This is a genomic window from Streptomyces roseirectus (genome assembly GCF_014489635.1).
Taxonomy (GTDB): Bacteria; Actinomycetota; Actinomycetes; order Streptomycetales; family Streptomycetaceae; genus Streptomyces; species Streptomyces roseirectus.
Window position 1 is genome coordinate 4664164 of the sequence record NZ_CP060828.1, and the last position, 14907, is coordinate 4679070.

Consider the following 14907-nt stretch of genomic DNA (forward strand, 5'->3'; position numbering starts at 1 on the left):
GTACCCGTAGTACTCAGGTATCGGCCGGCCCTCGCCGGACTCACATGTCCTGGTCGGTGCGCTCCCGCACCGGCTGGTTGGTCATCGCGTCCTGCCGCCCGGTCTGGTACGCGCTCACGCTGTCCCGGGCCCGCGTCGTCTCCCGCTCGGCCGTCGTCAGCAGCCGCTCCATCCGCTCCCGCATCGGCCCGATCATCCCGCCGCCGACCCCGACGATCAGGATCCCGGCCGCCGCCGCGAGCGCCGCGTACAGCACCGGCTGCGTCACCGTCGTCGCGATGCCCGCCTGGCCCAGCGCGGCGATCACGCCGAGCGCGAGGATGCAGGCCCACACGACCGTCGCGAGCGTGCGGCCGTACGACATCGACGACAGCGCGCTGCCGACGATCGACCGCACGGCGTTGGCGATCGCCATCGCGACGACCACGAGGACGACCGCGACGATGCCGCGCGGCAGCCACGACACGATGCTGTTGATCATCGTGCTGACCGGGTTGGTGCCGAAGACACCGAGCGCGAGCTGGAGCGTGATCAGCATCAGCGCGTAGTAGACGATCTTGCAGACGATCCCGGTCATGTCGTACTTCGACTCCCGCAGGAACCGGTCCGCCCCGGCCCGTTCCGCGAGCCGTTCCGAGCCGACCTTGCGCAGGACGCGGTCGAGGACCCGCGCGATCATCTTCGACACGAACCAGCCGATGGCGAGGATGATCAGGAAGCCGACGAGTTTCGGCACGAACTGCGCGACCTTTGACCAGGCGTCGTTCAGTCCCTGGGTGAAGTTGATGGCGAGCGTGGTGGTGGCCATGGGCGGCACATCCTTCGTTCGATCGACCGAAGCTCGGACCAGCGGTGCAACGCCCCCCTCGTTCCGTGGATAGCAGGGTGCGGTGGCGAGGGCCCGTGGGGTGAGGCCGTACGGGTGATACCTGAGACGTACGGGGTCCACAGGGCGCGCCTCGGCGCGGACGGCGCTATGGGAGTCCTGTGCGACCCGTAGTACCGCCGTCCTCGTCCCCTACGGGGTGCCCGGCCTGCGCTCGCTCAGCGTGCCGCCGGCTCCGGCCGTGCCTCGTCCGCCAGCTGGCGCAGTTGCTGCTGGATGTGGTCCAGGGCGCCGTCGCGCCGGCCCGGCACACGGGTGCGCAGCTCCGTGAGCGCGGGGGCCAGCTCGCTGGCCGGGGTGAGGGCGTCGATCCGGCCCCACTGGTGGTGCGCCCGGTCCACGGCCGCCTCGACCGCGGGCGCGTCCACCGGCTGCCCGGCCGCCAGCCTGCGCGACGCCACCGTCAGCCACGTCCGGCAACTGCGCTCCGCGTCCCCCGCGAACATCGCCAGGTCCGCCCGCACCTCCGCCCAGTGCAACGCCTCGTCCGACCCCGGCCCGTGCGCCTCCACGGCCACCGCTTCCTGCCGCGCCGCCAACGCGTCGGCCTCGGCGTGCCGGCCGCTCTGGACGGCGGCGGTGATGGCGGCGTGCGGGTCGTCGGCGGGGGTGGCAGCGGCGCTGCGGGGGGTGGGTGGGGGCAGGGGGTACTCGGGGGGCTGTGGGGGGACGGGGGGTGCGGTGAGCGTGGCGGACATGGTGGGTGGGGCGGGCAAGACAGGTGGGGCGGGCGCGGCGGGTGGGGGTACTACGGGGATGACGGGGGCGGGGGCGGGAGCCGTGGGTTCGGTGCGGGCTCGGGGGATGCCCGTAGTACCCGTAGTACCGGCGCCGTCGGGGGCGGTCGGGGATGGCGCGGGGCCTTTGGGACCCGTAGTACCCGTAGTACCCGCGGCATCGTCGGCGGCGCCACGCCCGCTCGGATGACCCGGCGCACCCGTAATACCCGTAGTACCCGGCGCACCCGCGCGGCTGCCGGGGACGGTCGGGTGGGGCACGGGACCCGTAATACCCGTAATACCCGTAGTACCCCTAGTACCTGTGATCCCCGCCCCGGCGGAGGCGGTCGCCCGCGCCCCAGGCCCCGGCGTACCTGTAGTACCCGTAGTACCCACCCCGCTCCCCCACCCCGTCCCGGGCTCCACCACCAGGTCCGCAGCCTCTCCCTCGCCCCGTACCCGCGCCAGCGCGGCCCCGTGCAGGTGCTCGGTTCCCGGGCGGCCCCCGCTGCGCAGGATCGTCCCGACGGCCTTCATGTACGACGGCGTCCCGGTGCCGCGCCGGCCGGCGGGCGGGGCGACGCGGCCGTAGACGGTGACGTGGGGACCGCAGTCCAGCGGGTTGTCGCGGAGCCACTGCCAGGTCTCGGCGTCGGCGTGCAGGTCGAGGAAGACCGTCGTGGAACCCGGCGCGCGCAGGCGCAGTTCCTCACGGAACCAGTGCCAGGGGAACCCGGTGTAGCGGACGGTCGCGGGGGTCGTGCGGGCCAGGGCGAGGTGCGGCAGCCGCTGGCGGCGGTCGAGTTGAAGCTGGCCGACGACGAAGAGGGTCAGCGGTCCCGGCGACGTGGCGGCGGCCCGCAGCCGGGTCAGGACGGCCTGCGGCTCCAGCGGATCGACGAGTTCGACGACGTTGGCGGTCTCGGTGCCGGCCAGCACGGCGGGCGGCACTGCGGCCAGCACCGGCAGCACGGACGCGGCGTCCACCAGGCAGCCCTTGCCGACGGGCGAAGCCGCCAGCAGCAGCACGGTTCCGGGCATGGGTCCCTCCCCCTGATGGATCACGTAGTACGTCAGCACCGTAACCGCTACGACTGCGAAGGGGAGCCCCGGAGAGCAAACCCCGACGTTCCCGCCCACCCCGCACACCCGCCCCGCTCACCCCTCGGGCACCGTCCGGACGGCGAAAATCGTCGTGTCGTCCCCCGGTCTGCCCCCGCTGTGCCGCAGCGCTCCTTCGCGGACGAAGGCCACGAGCCGCCGCGGTTCCGCGATCCCGGGATCCGCGGCCAGCGCCCGTGCCACCTCCTCCGCCAGCGGATAGAACCGCCCCTGCGCATCCCGCGCCTCGGTCACCCCGTCGGTCACGAGCAGGACGGTCTCCTCCGCCCCGACCTCGACCCGTACGACCTCAGGGCTACCCCGGAAGTCCTCAGGGACCCCCGTACCTCCGAAGTCCCCCGTACCTCCGAAGTCCCTCATACCTCCGAGGTCCCCCAGCCCGAGCGGCAGCCCACCACCGATCCCGCCCTCGCTCCCCTCTCCGGCCGCGCCCCCGACGTCACCCCCTAGTACCCGTACACCTCCCGCCCCCACCACCAGCGGCGGCTCGTGCCCGAACACCACCACCTCGACGACTGCCACGCCCCCGACCGGCCCCTTAGGGGGATACCCGAGGAGTACGGCGGTGGCGAACCGGTCCCCCTCCTCCCGTCCCACCGCCGCCGCGTGCGCCCGGTGCCGCAGCATCCGTGTCTCCAGGCGCGCGGCCACCACCGCGAGGTCGGCCTCGTGGTACCCGGCCTCGCGGAACGTCCCGAGCAGCGCCGCCGCGGCCTCGACCGCCGCGAGCCCCTTGCCCTGGACGTCGCCGACGAGCACCCGCGTCCCGTGCGGGCCGGGCTGGATGTCGTAGAAGTCGCCGCCCACACGGGCGTCCGCGTCGGCGGCGAGGTACACCTCCGCGTGCCGCAGCCCGCCCCAGTCCGGCGGCAGCGGGCGCAGCACGGTACGCCGGGTGGTGTCGGCGACGTCCGTCATGCGCACCATCCGCCGCTCGGCCCGCAGCCGCACCGCGCAGGCCAACACGGACAGCGCGCCGCCGACGGCGACGAGCAGCAGGTCGACCGTCCCGGCCCGGTACTGCTGCGGTTCGCGGAGTTCGGTGGCGACGAACGCGGCCAGGGAGAGGACGGCGAACAGGGCGGTCGTCCGCACCCCGCACAGCACGGCCGCGATCGCCGCGACGAACACGCAGAACGACTCGACGTGGAAGCGCACGCCGGTGCCCACGTCCAGCAGCGTGACCCCCGCCAGCAGCGCCAACGGCACCAGCCAGGCCACCCTGCGCCCCCGTACGCCGAAGAGCCCGTGCCGCATGGGGCGAGGGAAGCACGCCCGGTGGCCGTCCGCATCCGCGCGGCGACCGACTTGCCTCCGCCCCCGCCCGGGTGTGCCCTGGATGTCGGGGGCACAGAGGCAAGGAGAGGAGTACTCCCGATGGCTCACGCGGCACCCGCACCACGCATGTCGAAGGACGTCTTCAGCGCCCGCGTCCACCGGATCGCGGCCTGGGCCACCCCTGTGGTACTAGGGCTCGTCTACGGGTACTGGGTGGCGGCCAACCGCCGCTCGGGCGGTCCGATCACCGGCTGGAACCTGCTGCTCGGCTTCGTCAGCGCGCTCGCCTTCGCGGCGGTGTACGTCGCCGTGCGCGCCCTGGCGCCGCGCCTGAGGCGCGAAGCGCACGCCCTGCTGTGGACGGCGTTCACGGGCTGTGCCTTCGGCTTCGTCTACAGCCAGACCGGCGCGACGATCTGGCGCTCGGTGATGATGGCGCTCGGGGTGGCGGCAGCGTTCTTCGCCGTCCTGTTCTACCGGTACTACACCCGCGAGGACGGAGCAGGACACCGCGTCCGCTGAGGTACGTCATACCTGAGAGTTCGTACCTGAGAGGGCCGGGCCCCGATGAGTGGTTCTCCACCCACCGGGGCCCGGCCCTGTCACGGTCGCCGCATACGCTCACCACCAGCCCGAGGACCCGGCGGAGCTCCAGCTCCACGATCCGGACGCGCTCCACGACCCGGACCCCGACGCGCTCCACGAGGCGTCGTACGGGTCGTAGGTGTAGGACCCGTAGGGGTTGTCCCAGTTGCTCCAGTTCCCGTTCTTCCACTGGGGGCAGGGGTCGGAGCAGGTCGGCACCCAGGCACCGCCGGTGTTCACGAAGGCGGCGCTGGCCCAGCCCTGGGCGCCGACGAGCCAGTACCAGTAGGGGTTCCCGTTGACGCTCTGTCCCTGGACCAGGCACTGCACACGGTCCTGGCTGCCGGGCGAGAGCGCGGTGACGACACCCGAGTTCGTGGTGGGCGCCGACCGCACGTTGAGTTCGGTGCGGGAGACGACGGTGCCCCAGACCGGGCCGCCGCCACCGCCGCCGCGCCCTTCGGTGACGGCGGGTGCCGCTGTCGGCGGGGCTGCCGCCGCCTGCGTGCCCACCGCGGCCACGGCCAGCGTGCCACCGGTGAGCAGGGCCGCGGCCAGGGTCCGCAGGACCGGAGTGCTGCGCATGATTCGGCCTCCTTCTCCCCTGAACGTCCCCGGTTTCTCCCCAGCACCAGGAAACACCCGTTCGGGTGAACCCTCCACCGGAGAGAGGTTCCGCCGGAGCACGGGGGACGACAGGGGGTGACGGGCGGCGGCGAGCGGCGACGGGTACGGCACCCACATGGCGGCCATCCGCTGGCGTAGCTCTCAGGTACGGCCTTGCCTGGAGGCGTGGCCCTTACCCGCGTGACCCGTAATACCCGTACGCCCCGTAGTACCCGTACGACCCTCTCCGCCGCGCTCGTCGCCCTCGCCTGCCTCCTCGCCCCCTTCGCGACGCTCACTCTCTGGGCGTCGTACGGCCTGCGGGACCAGGAGCGGTACGTCGAGGCGCTGGCGCCGCTGGCCACGGACGCGGCGGTGCGGCGGACGATCGTCGAGGGGGTGGCCCGCGAGGCGCCCGGGGTGCCGAGGCGGGTCGTCGAGGACGAGGTGCGCCGCTTCACCGCGACACCCGCCTACCGCGCGGCCTGGGACGAGGGGAACAGGGAGACGTACGCGGCGGTGATGAGGGCGCTGGCGGACCCGGCGCGGGACGAGGTGGCCGTGCCCCCGTCCATGCCCGCACGCATGTCCGCACCTGCGCCCGCGCCCGCGTCGAAGCGTCAACTCGGCTTCACCCAGGCATCGTTCAGCCAGAGCCCGGTCACCCTCCTCCCCCGGCAGAACCTCGATGTCCTGCGCAGGAGTTACCACGCGCTGGACGTCGCCGGGTTCTGGCTGCCGGTCGCGGCGGTGGCGTTCGCCGGGGCGGGGATCGCGGTGGCCGTGTGCCGGCGCCGGGCGCTGACGGCGACCGCCCTGGGGACGGCGCTGGGCGGTGCCCTGCTCGGCGTCGCGGTCGTCGTCGCCCGCCACTTCACCGTCGACGGCCTCACCGACCCGGCCCACCGCACCGCCGCGGCGGCCGTGTACGACGCCCTGACCGAGACCCTGCGCACGGCGTCCTGGCTGCTGCTGGCCGGCGGCCTCACGGTCGCGGGCGCGGCGTGGCTGGCCGGGGTGGTGCGGGCGCGGGCCTGAGACGCGGGCTTGAGTGGCCCCTGCCTGAACTGGCGTGCCCTGAACCGGCGTTGACGCGATCCGACGCGGCCATTGCATCGGCGCTGGCCTGAACCGGCACCGATCCTGGGCCAGTTGGGTCGGTCGGGTCAGTTGCGTCGGTGCAGGGCGATGTCGACCAGGAGGGCGCGGTGGTCGGTGCCGGGGAGGTCGAGGAAGCGGGAGCCGGACACCGAGAAGTCGGCGCTGAGCAGGACGTGGTCGATCTGGGTGCCGAAGGCCGGCGTAGTACGTGAGGGCCAGCTGGGCTCGCGGCCGTCTCCGGCGAGCCGCGCCGCGTCCCGGAGGCCGGTGTCGAGGATGCGGCGGAAGGCCGCGTGGTCCTGGGAGGCGTTGAAGTCCCCCGCGAGTACTACGGGTCCGGTGCGCCCGGCGGCCCAGGCCCTGATCCGGGCCAGCTCCTTCTTCCACAGGCCCACCTGGTCGGGGAGCGGGGGCATCGGGTGGGCGAGCTGGAGGTGTACGGGGACCCCGGCGACGTCGGCGACCGCGCCCGGCATGCCCATCTCGGCGGGGATGGTCGCGGCGGGGGTGAGGGGGTGGCGACTGAGGATGACCGACCCCACGGAGGTACCCCCTTCGACCGACTGCCGGTAGGGGTAGGGGGCGGCGAGTTCGCGGCGCAGGGTGGCCTGGCAGCCGTACTCGCACTCCTGGACGAAGACGAGGTCGGGTTTCTCGCGGCGGACGGCCTCCAGGAGCGCGCCGGTGGCCCAGCCGAACTCGACGTTGGAGGTCAGCACCGTCAGCCGGGCGGCGACGGAGCCGCCGGGTTCGCGGGCGTCGCCGTGGGGCTGGAGGAACCAGGCCAGCGAGCCGAGGACGGCGGCGCTCCACAGCAGCCCCGGCCACCAGCGGACGAGCAGGGCGAGGAGCGCCGCGGCGGTCGCGGGAACGAGCAACCACGGGAGGAACGCGAGGAGTTGGGGTACCGGGGTGACCGCGTCCGTGTCGGCGATCCGGCATCCGACGACGGCACTCACCCCGGCGAGCACCACCGCCGCGCACCAGGCCCCGGCGACTCTTCCCCGGGGCCCGGCGGACGGCTCAGCGGAACTCTCGGACGACCTCGATGCGTCCGACGATGTGCTCGTTGAACTCATCCAGCTCCTCCGCGGGCACCCACAGCTCCAGAATGGTCTTCCCCCCAGCCTGCCGTACCGGATACCGGGACAAGAACTCGGTCTCCACCTCGAACCGGGTCACATACCCCACCCCGGACGCGGGCACGTTCCACTCCCGCGCGATCCGGCTCGCGTAGTCCTCATTGAGCACGGGATAGAAGATCGGCTGCTCCGGCAGCCTGGGCGGCCACGCCACCCACCCACTCGCCTCGACCAACGCCAACTCTTCGGGACCGGTGGGACGCCAGAGGGTGGTTGTAGGGGTTGAGGTACTCATGAGTGACGACCGTAGTCGTAGCCCTGCGGGGTGAGCGACGGGGTTTCCGTGGCTCTGAAGTAGCTCAGATCGCCTTGACCGGACGACGGGCCGGGGCGACTGTTCGGCTCATGACCAGGGCAAAGACATGGGGGACGGCCGTCTCGGCGGCCGTGCTGGCGCTGGCGGGCTGCGGCGCGGAAGGCGCGTCACAGCCCGGCGGACAGCCGGCGGCGAGCGGGGTACCGGCGGCCGTCGAGCCCGCCGGTAACAAACACACGGCCGTGGTCGGGGTGCCGTCACTGGGGGGCGGTGAAGCCTTGGTCAGTGGGGCGGCGCGCAAGGGGAGCGCGGAGTATCCGATCCCTGGCGGGCTGCGCGCGGGCGGGATGCTCGCCGTGGCGTTCGAGTGTGAGGGGGCGGGGAAGCTCGTAGTCGACGTGGTGCCCGCCGGCGCCTCCTTCTCCGTCCCGTGTGAGAAGGGGAAGGTGGCGCCGTTGATGAACGTGATCGAGGTGGACCGGACCGACCCCGCCGGGATGCTGCGGTTCACGGCGGGGTCGGGGGTCACCTGGGCGTTCGCGGCCGGATGGGACAACTCCAGCCGGGAGCGGGCGAGTTAGACGCCGATGTCGCGCCCGTCCTTGCGCCAGACCGAGACGACGGACGGGCGGACGATCTTGCCGGGGCCGTCGGGCCAGGTGGAGGCGGGCTTCTCGACCGAGGCGCCGTCGATCTCACCGGGGTGCTGGACGGAGACGAGGACGCGGCGGTCCTGGATGAGCGGCCCGCAGGTCTCGGCGCCGGTCGGAACGGTGAGGAACTGCTTCAGCTCGCCACGCCGCTCGCCCTTGGTCGCGACGCCGAACAGGCCGTCGTGGGACCCGAGTTGGTTGCCGTCGGTGGAGATCCACAGGTTGCCGTGCGGGTCGAATGCGACGTTGTCCGGGCAGGAGATGGGGCTGACACCGGACTTGGGGAAACCGGCGAAGTACGTGTTCGGGTCGTTCGGGTCGCCCGCGACGAGGAACAGCGACCAGCCGAACTTCAGCGACTCCGGCCGGCCCCGGTGCTCGGTCAACTCCAGCACGTGGCCGTGCTTGTTGGCGTTGCGCGGGTTCGCCTCGTCCGCCTTGGCGTTCGAACCGACGCCGCGGTTGGAGTTGTTGGTGAGCGCGACGTACACCTTGCCGGTGACCGGGGAGGGTTCGATGTCCTCGGGGCGGTCCATCTTCGTCGCGCCGACCTTGTCGCCGGCGATCCGCGTGAAGACGAACACCTCGTCGGCGGTCATGCCCTCGACGTGGGAGACGGCGCCCTTCGCGGTCGCCGTCGCCAGCGGGATCCACACGCCGGCGCCGTCGAACTCCCCGTCGGCGGGCAGCTTTCCGGTGCCGTCGATCTCGATCGCGGGCGAGTCGCCGGTCAACTTCGCGACGTACAGGGTGCCTTCGTCGAGCAGCGAGAGGTTGTGCTCGCGCACCGCGCGCGACGAACCCCGCTTCATCCGCTTGCTGCCGACGAACTTGTAGAAGTAGTCGAAGCGTTCGTCGTCGCCGGAGTAGATCACCGGACGCCCGTCGGCGGTGAGGCGGACGGTGGCGGCCTCGTGCTTGAAGCGGCCGAGGGCGGTGTGCTTACGGGGCGTGGACCCGGGGTCGTACGGGTCGAACTCGACGACGTACCCGAACCGGTGGACCTCGTTGGGCTCCTGGGCGACGTCGAACCGCTTGTCGAACCGTTCCCACTTGCGCTCGGTGGCGCCCGTGCCGATGCCGTACCGCTTGTCGGTACTACGGGAGGAGTTGGCGAAGTACTGGTTGAAGTTCTCCTCGCCGTGCAGCGTCGTACCCCAGGGTGTCGTACCTCCGGAGCAGTTGTTGAGCGTCCCGTACACCTTGGTGCCGGTCGGGTCGGCGGAGGTCTTCAGCAGGTCCGACCCGGCGGCGGGCCCGGTCAGCCGGAACTCGGTGGTCGCGGTGACCCGCCGGTTGAGGCGGTGGCGCGGCACGGCGGTGAGCTTGCCGGTCCTGCGGTCCTCCTGGACGACGACGGCGCTCAGGCCGTGCGCCGCCCAGGCGACCTCGACCTGCTGGCGCGTCGGGGTCGCGGGGTCGTAGCCGCGGAACATCAGGATCTCGTCGGTGTACTCGTGGTTGGCGACGAGGAGTTGGCGGTCGCACTCGCCCGGCAGGGGGAGGAGGGCGAGGAAGTCGTTGTTGTACCCGAACTGGCCCGCCTGCGCGGCGGCCGTCTGGTTCTCCGGGTCGAAGGCGGGGGCGCCCTTGACGATGGGCTCGCCCCAGCGGACGACGACGTTCTGCTCGTAGCCCCCGGGTACGACGACGGCGTCGGTGGTGTTGGGGGCGACGGCGTCGTAGCGCAGGCCGCGGGCCGCCTTTCCGGCGGGCTTGCCCTGAGCACCGGGTATGACGGGGTTACCCGTAAGGGGCGCGGCGTCGGCGGACGGAGCGTTCGTGACCGTCGCGGCACCGGCCGCGGCGGCGACGGTCACCACGGCGGCGGCCCGCACCATCGCGCGGCGGCTGAGCGCACCGGCGATCACGTCGCCGACGTACTCGTTGTCACTGGTGTTGGGCACCTCGTGGAAGCAGGCGTCGCCGCACCGGAAACGGCAGGTCATGGCGGAACGGCCGCCCGGATGCGAACCGGTCGGCGTGGTGATGATCGGCAGCAGCTTGCGCACTTTGCTCTCCCCTTGCGTACCCTTGATATGAGCGTGACGGTAGGGGTGTGTATGTGCCGGAGCGGGGCGGGTGGATGAACGCCGGATGAACGCGTGGGGGATTAGGGGGTGTCGGGGGTGCCCCTCAGGGGGGTGGAGAGGGCCTGACTTCGGAGTTGGCCGGTTTCCATGGCCACGTCTCGGTGCTGGGTGTTTGACACACGCCCCCTTCTCGCGCTCACCCCTGCCCAAGATCGCCATGCGGGGCCGCTAACCTTACGTGTCCGTCCTGGCCAGGGATTGACGGGCTTCAACTCACGCGAAGGGTTGCGCACATGGGCATTCTCACTCTCCTGCGGAACGCGTTCGGCAGGTCACGCAAGCAGCGTGGCGCCGAAGCAGAGGGTGCGGACCAGGTTCCTTCGCAGCAGACGCCGGAGCCGGAACCTCCCGCCGCGACCCCGGAACCGGAGCTCGCTCCCCCGGCCGCGCCCGCCCCCACCGCCGTCCCGGAGCCCCGCCAGTCCGACGACTCCGAGCACGAACTCGTCGCGGCGGCCTTCGACAACGTGAAGGTACCCACACCCGCGCGGTCGCCGGAGGGCGAGATTGAGACGCCGGCGGAGGGTACGGGGACCGAGGCCGAGGCCAAGGACAACGCCGACCCCAAGGCCGAGGGATCGCTCCCGGGTACTACGGGTACTGCCGAGACCGCCGAGGCTGCCACCGAGACCGACGCAGGTACTACGGGGTCGCCCGTAGGGGACGCGGAGGCCACCGAGCAGGCCGAGCCCGAGACCACACGGACGCCGGAAGCCGAGGCTTCAGAGGCGACCGAGGCGGCGGCCGCGCCGGAGGCCAAGAGCGAGGTCGAGATCGAGGTCGCGGAGACCGAGACGCCGACACCCGAGAAGGCGGACGCCGAGGACGTGGCCGTCGAGACCCCGCAGGACGACACCGAGCCCGACGCCCCGAAGGCACCGTCGGCCGAGGAAGCACCGGCCGCCGAGTCGACGGAGCCCGCCGGGACCACGGCCACCGAAGCCCCCGTCGCGGAGACGACCCCGCAGCCCGAACCGGCCCCCGAGCCCGAGGCGACCCCGGCCCCCTCCGAGAACAAGCTCGCCACCGCCGCCCCCACCGAGGAGCCGTCCCCGGAGGCCGCCCCGGAAACCCCGGCCGAGCCCGCCCCCGCCACGCCGACCCCGGCGGCGGAAGCCGAGCCCGCCGCCTCCGACGACGCCCCGGAGCCCACCGCGCCGACCCCGTCGTCCGAGGACACCACCCCGGCCGAGGCCCCCCTCGCCGACGAGCCCGAGGCCCCGGCAACCGAGCCCGCCGCCTCCGACGAACCCGCAGCCGAAGCGGACACGGCCACGGACGACGACGCCGAGGCCGACGCTTCCGCAGCCGCCGCCACTCCCGACGAGCCGGCCGCCACGGCCCCCGAGGCCGAGCCCGAGGTCGAGCCCGAGGCCGAGACCGCCCAGCCCGACGAGCTGCCCGCCGACTCCCCCGACGCCTCCGAGGAACCGGCCGCCGCAGTCGAACCGGCCGAGCCCGAGACCCAGGTCACCGAGCCCGCCCCCGGCACCCCCGAGGCGGAGCCCGACACCGACCCCGTAACCCCCGTAGTACCGGCACCGGCCTCACCGGAAGCCTCGGCGACCCCCGTGGACCCCGTAGTACCCGAGACCGACTCCCCGACCTCGGACTCCTCCCCGACCCCGGACTCAGCCTCGGACTCGGCCCCCACCACCCCGGAGCCCACCCCCGAGCCCGAGACCACCCCCACCACCGAGATCGAGCCGGAACCCACCCCAGCCCCCTCCACCCCCGCCGCCGAAACCCCCGTCGACACCCCCCTCCCCGCCCACCTCACCACCGCCCACACCTCCGCCGCTCTCGCCCTCGCCCACCTGGGCCTGACGACCGCGCGGGCCACCACGTACCTCGTGCTGGACCGCTCCGCGTCGATGCGGGCGTACTACAAGGACGGCTCGGCGCAGGCGCTGGCGGACCAGGTGCTGGCGCTGGCCGCGCACCTGTCACCGGCCGACCCGAAGGTGCGCGTCGTGTTCTTCTCGACGGAGGTGGACGGCGAGACGGACCTGACGACGGCCGACGAGGACGCCGCGACGAAGATCGACGACGTGCACGCGGGCCTGGGCAGGATGGGCCGCACGGCCTACCACGCGGCGGTCGAGGCGATCACGAAGCACCTCGACGCGTCGGCGGACCCCGAGGCCCCGGCGCTGGTGATCTTCCAGACGGACGGCGCCCCGGACGCGAAGACCCCGGCGACGCAGTCCCTGACGGAGGCGGCGAAGACCCACCCCCGTCTGTTCTTCTCGTTCGTCGCGTTCGGCGAGCACGAGAACAAGGCGTTCGACTACCTCCGCAAGCTGAAGACGGAGAACACCTCCTTCTTCCACGCCGGTCCTACCCCCAAGGGCCTCACGGACGACGAGCTGTACGAGGGCATCCTGAAGAACTGGCGCCCGTAGTACCCCCGGCCCCGTAATACCCGTCATACCCGTAGACCCCGTAATACCCCCGTGCCGCCCGCCCTCCGTAAATGGAGAGCGGGCGGCATACACACGTCGGCTACGATTTCAAGGATCCAGACACCGACGACCCGACCTGGGAGCAGCCCCCGATGGCTCGACACCTCATCACCAGCGCCCTTCCGTACATCAACGGAATCAAGCACCTGGGCAACATGGTGGGGTCCATGCTCCCGGCGGACGTCTACGCCCGCTACCTGCGCCAGCGCGGCGAGGACGTCCTCTACATCTGCGCGACGGACGAGCACGGCACCCCCGCCGAACTCGCCGCGAAGGAGCGGGGCCTCCCGGTCGACGAGTTCTGCGCGCAGGCGCACGACGCGCAGAAGGCCGTCTACGACGGTTTCGCGCTCGCCTTCGACTACTTCGGCCGCAGCTCCAGCCCGCAGAACGTGGAGATCACCCAGCACTTCGCGCGGAAGCTGAACGAGAACGGCTTCATCGAGGAGCGGGCGATCCGCCAGGTCTACTCCCCTGCGGACGGCCGTTTCCTGCCGGACCGCTACGTCGAGGGCACCTGCCCGCACTGCGGTTACGACAAGGCGCGCGGCGACCAGTGCGAGAACTGCACCCGCGTCCTGGACCCGACGGACCTGATCGACCCGCGCAGCGCGATCTCCGGCTCGACGGACCTCGAAGTCCGGGAGACCAAGCACCTGTTCCTCCTCCAGTCGAAGCTCCAGCGCGAGGTGGAGGAGTGGGTCGCGGCGCACGAGAACGAGTGGCCGCACCTCTCCTCGTCGATCGCCCGCAAGTGGCTCACCGAGGGTCTGCACGACCGCGCGATCACCCGCGACCTCGACTGGGGCGTGCCCGTCCCGGCGGACACCTGGCCCGAACTCGCCGCCGAGGGCAAGGTGTTCTACGTCTGGTTCGACGCGCCGATCGAGTACATCGCCGCGACGAAGGAGTGGTCGGACCAGGACCCGGCGAACCGCGACTGGAAGTCGTGGTGGTACGAGTCCCAAGACACCGTCCGCTACACGGAGTTCATGGCGAAGGACAACGTCCCCTTCCACACGGTGATGTTCCCGGCGACCGAACTCGGCGTCCGTGAACCGTGGAAGATGGTCGACTACGTCAAGTCCTTCAACTGGCTGACGTATTACGGCGGAAAGTTCTCAACTTCCCAGAAGCGCGGGGTCTTCACGGACCAGGCGCTCGACATTCTGCCCGCGGACTACTGGCGTTACTTCCTCATCGCCAACGCCCCCGAGTCGGACGACTCGTCGTTCACCTGGGAGCACTTCACGGCGACGGTGAACAAGGATCTCGCCGACACGCTCGGCAACTTCGTCAACCGCGTCCTGTCCTTCTCGAAGAAGCGGTTCGGCGACGAGGTCCCGGCGGGCTCCGCCGCGGGCGACGCGGAGGCGCGCCTCGGCGAGGAGATCGCCCGGCTGCTCGCGGAGTACGAGGAGCAGTTGGACGCCCTCCAGTTCCGCAAGGCGGCGTCCGCGCTGCGCGCCCTGTGGTCGGCCGGCAACTCCTACCTGGAGGAGAAGGCCCCCTGGCTGGAGATCAAGACCGACCAGGACGGCGCGGCCCTGACCCTGCGCACGGCGATGAACCTCATCCACCTGTACGCGGTGGTCTCGGAGCCCTTCATCCCGACGACGGCCAAGGCGATGCGCGAGGCGTTCGCCCTCGCCGACGACACGGCGACCTGGGTCACCCCGGACCGGGCGAAGTCCCTCGACGCCGTCCCGGCCGGCACCCCCTTCACCGTCCCGCCGGTCCTGTTCGCGAAGCTGACGGACGAGGACCTGGAGACGTACAAGGAGCGGTTCGGCGGCGCTCCGGAGTAATACCGCGGAGCCAGTACCGCAGAACTGATACCGCGGAGCCATGAACGAACGGTGGCCGGTCGGCCCTGGGGAACACCCGGGCCGACCGGCCACCTTCGTTGCGCGGCCCCCGTGTCCCTCCACCCGGTAGGCCGCGCGACCGGCCGAGGTCAGCGTCTCCAGGGGCGGGATCGAATACCCGCTGCCGGAGGAG

Annotated in this window: 12 protein-coding genes; 5 read left to right on the forward strand and 7 right to left on the reverse strand. The window is 72.1% G+C overall.

Translation table 11 applies throughout. The annotated features are described in order from the left end of the window. Window positions 1-40: 40 nt before the first annotated feature. The 3 genes from IAG44_RS19375 to IAG44_RS19385 all read right to left on the reverse strand — a co-directional run bounded on the left by IAG44_RS19375 (window position 41) and on the right by IAG44_RS19385 (window position 3984). Complete coding sequence (locus IAG44_RS19375) at window positions 41-808, reverse strand: mechanosensitive ion channel family protein (protein ID WP_187748350.1); 768 nt, start codon at window positions 806-808, stop codon at window positions 41-43. Window positions 809-1044: 236 nt separating this feature from the next. After that, the gene (locus IAG44_RS19380) at window positions 1045-2646 is read right to left on the reverse strand and encodes a hypothetical protein (RefSeq protein WP_187748351.1); all 1602 of its coding nucleotides are present in this window, start codon (window positions 2644-2646) and stop codon (window positions 1045-1047) included. A 117-nt stretch (window positions 2647-2763) separates the two neighbouring features. After that, window positions 2764-3984 carry a PP2C family protein-serine/threonine phosphatase gene (locus IAG44_RS19385; protein WP_187748352.1) on the reverse strand — a complete coding sequence of 407 codons (1221 nt, stop codon included), beginning with the start codon at window positions 3982-3984 and terminating at the stop codon, window positions 2764-2766. A gap of 120 nt (window positions 3985-4104) precedes the next feature. On the opposite strand from IAG44_RS19385, the gene IAG44_RS19390 reads away from it, so the two are divergent. Then, the gene (locus tag IAG44_RS19390; RefSeq protein WP_187748353.1) at window positions 4105-4527 is read left to right on the forward strand and encodes a hypothetical protein; all 423 of its coding nucleotides are present in this window, start codon (window positions 4105-4107) and stop codon (window positions 4525-4527) included. Window positions 4528-4626: 99 nt separating this feature from the next. On the opposite strand, the gene IAG44_RS19395 is transcribed toward IAG44_RS19390, so the two are convergent. Continuing rightward, window positions 4627-5175: an SH3 domain-containing protein gene (locus IAG44_RS19395; protein WP_187748354.1), complete on the reverse strand. Its 549-nt coding sequence runs from the start codon at window positions 5173-5175 to the stop codon at window positions 4627-4629. 207 nt (window positions 5176-5382) lie between these two features. Here IAG44_RS19395 and IAG44_RS19400 point away from each other — a divergent pair, with 207 nt between their 5' ends. Further along, window positions 5383-6234, forward strand: coding sequence for a hypothetical protein (locus tag IAG44_RS19400; RefSeq protein ID WP_246561886.1), 852 nt, complete (start codon window positions 5383-5385; stop codon window positions 6232-6234). A gap of 128 nt (window positions 6235-6362) precedes the next feature. Here IAG44_RS19400 and IAG44_RS19405 read toward each other — a convergent pair whose 3' ends face one another. Further along, window positions 6363-7376: an endonuclease/exonuclease/phosphatase family protein gene (locus IAG44_RS19405; RefSeq protein WP_187748355.1), complete on the reverse strand. Its 1014-nt coding sequence runs from the start codon at window positions 7374-7376 to the stop codon at window positions 6363-6365. Beyond that, window positions 7321-7674 (reverse strand): hypothetical protein, encoded by a 354-nt coding sequence (locus IAG44_RS19410; protein WP_187748356.1) that lies wholly within the window; start codon window positions 7672-7674, stop codon window positions 7321-7323. The genes IAG44_RS19405 and IAG44_RS19410 overlap by 56 nt, the downstream gene beginning before the upstream one ends. A 110-nt stretch (window positions 7675-7784) precedes the next feature. Here IAG44_RS19410 and IAG44_RS19415 point away from each other — a divergent pair, with 110 nt between their 5' ends. After that, complete coding sequence (locus tag IAG44_RS19415) at window positions 7785-8276, forward strand: hypothetical protein (RefSeq protein WP_187748357.1); 492 nt, start codon at window positions 7785-7787, stop codon at window positions 8274-8276. Here the strand turns inward: IAG44_RS19415 and IAG44_RS19420 are convergent. Then, complete coding sequence (locus tag IAG44_RS19420; RefSeq protein ID WP_187748358.1) at window positions 8273-10360, reverse strand: PhoX family protein; 2088 nt, start codon at window positions 10358-10360, stop codon at window positions 8273-8275. The genes IAG44_RS19415 and IAG44_RS19420 overlap by 4 nt on opposite strands. A gap of 314 nt (window positions 10361-10674) precedes the next feature. Between IAG44_RS19420 and IAG44_RS19425 the strand changes: the two genes are divergently transcribed. Further along, the gene (locus IAG44_RS19425) at window positions 10675-12846 is read left to right on the forward strand and encodes a VWA domain-containing protein (RefSeq protein ID WP_187748359.1); all 2172 of its coding nucleotides are present in this window, start codon (window positions 10675-10677) and stop codon (window positions 12844-12846) included. 152 nt (window positions 12847-12998) lie between these two features. Continuing rightward, window positions 12999-14714 carry a methionine--tRNA ligase gene (gene metG / locus IAG44_RS19430; RefSeq protein WP_187748360.1) on the forward strand — a complete coding sequence of 572 codons (1716 nt, stop codon included), beginning with the start codon at window positions 12999-13001 and terminating at the stop codon, window positions 14712-14714. Window positions 14715-14907 lie beyond the last annotated feature (193 nt).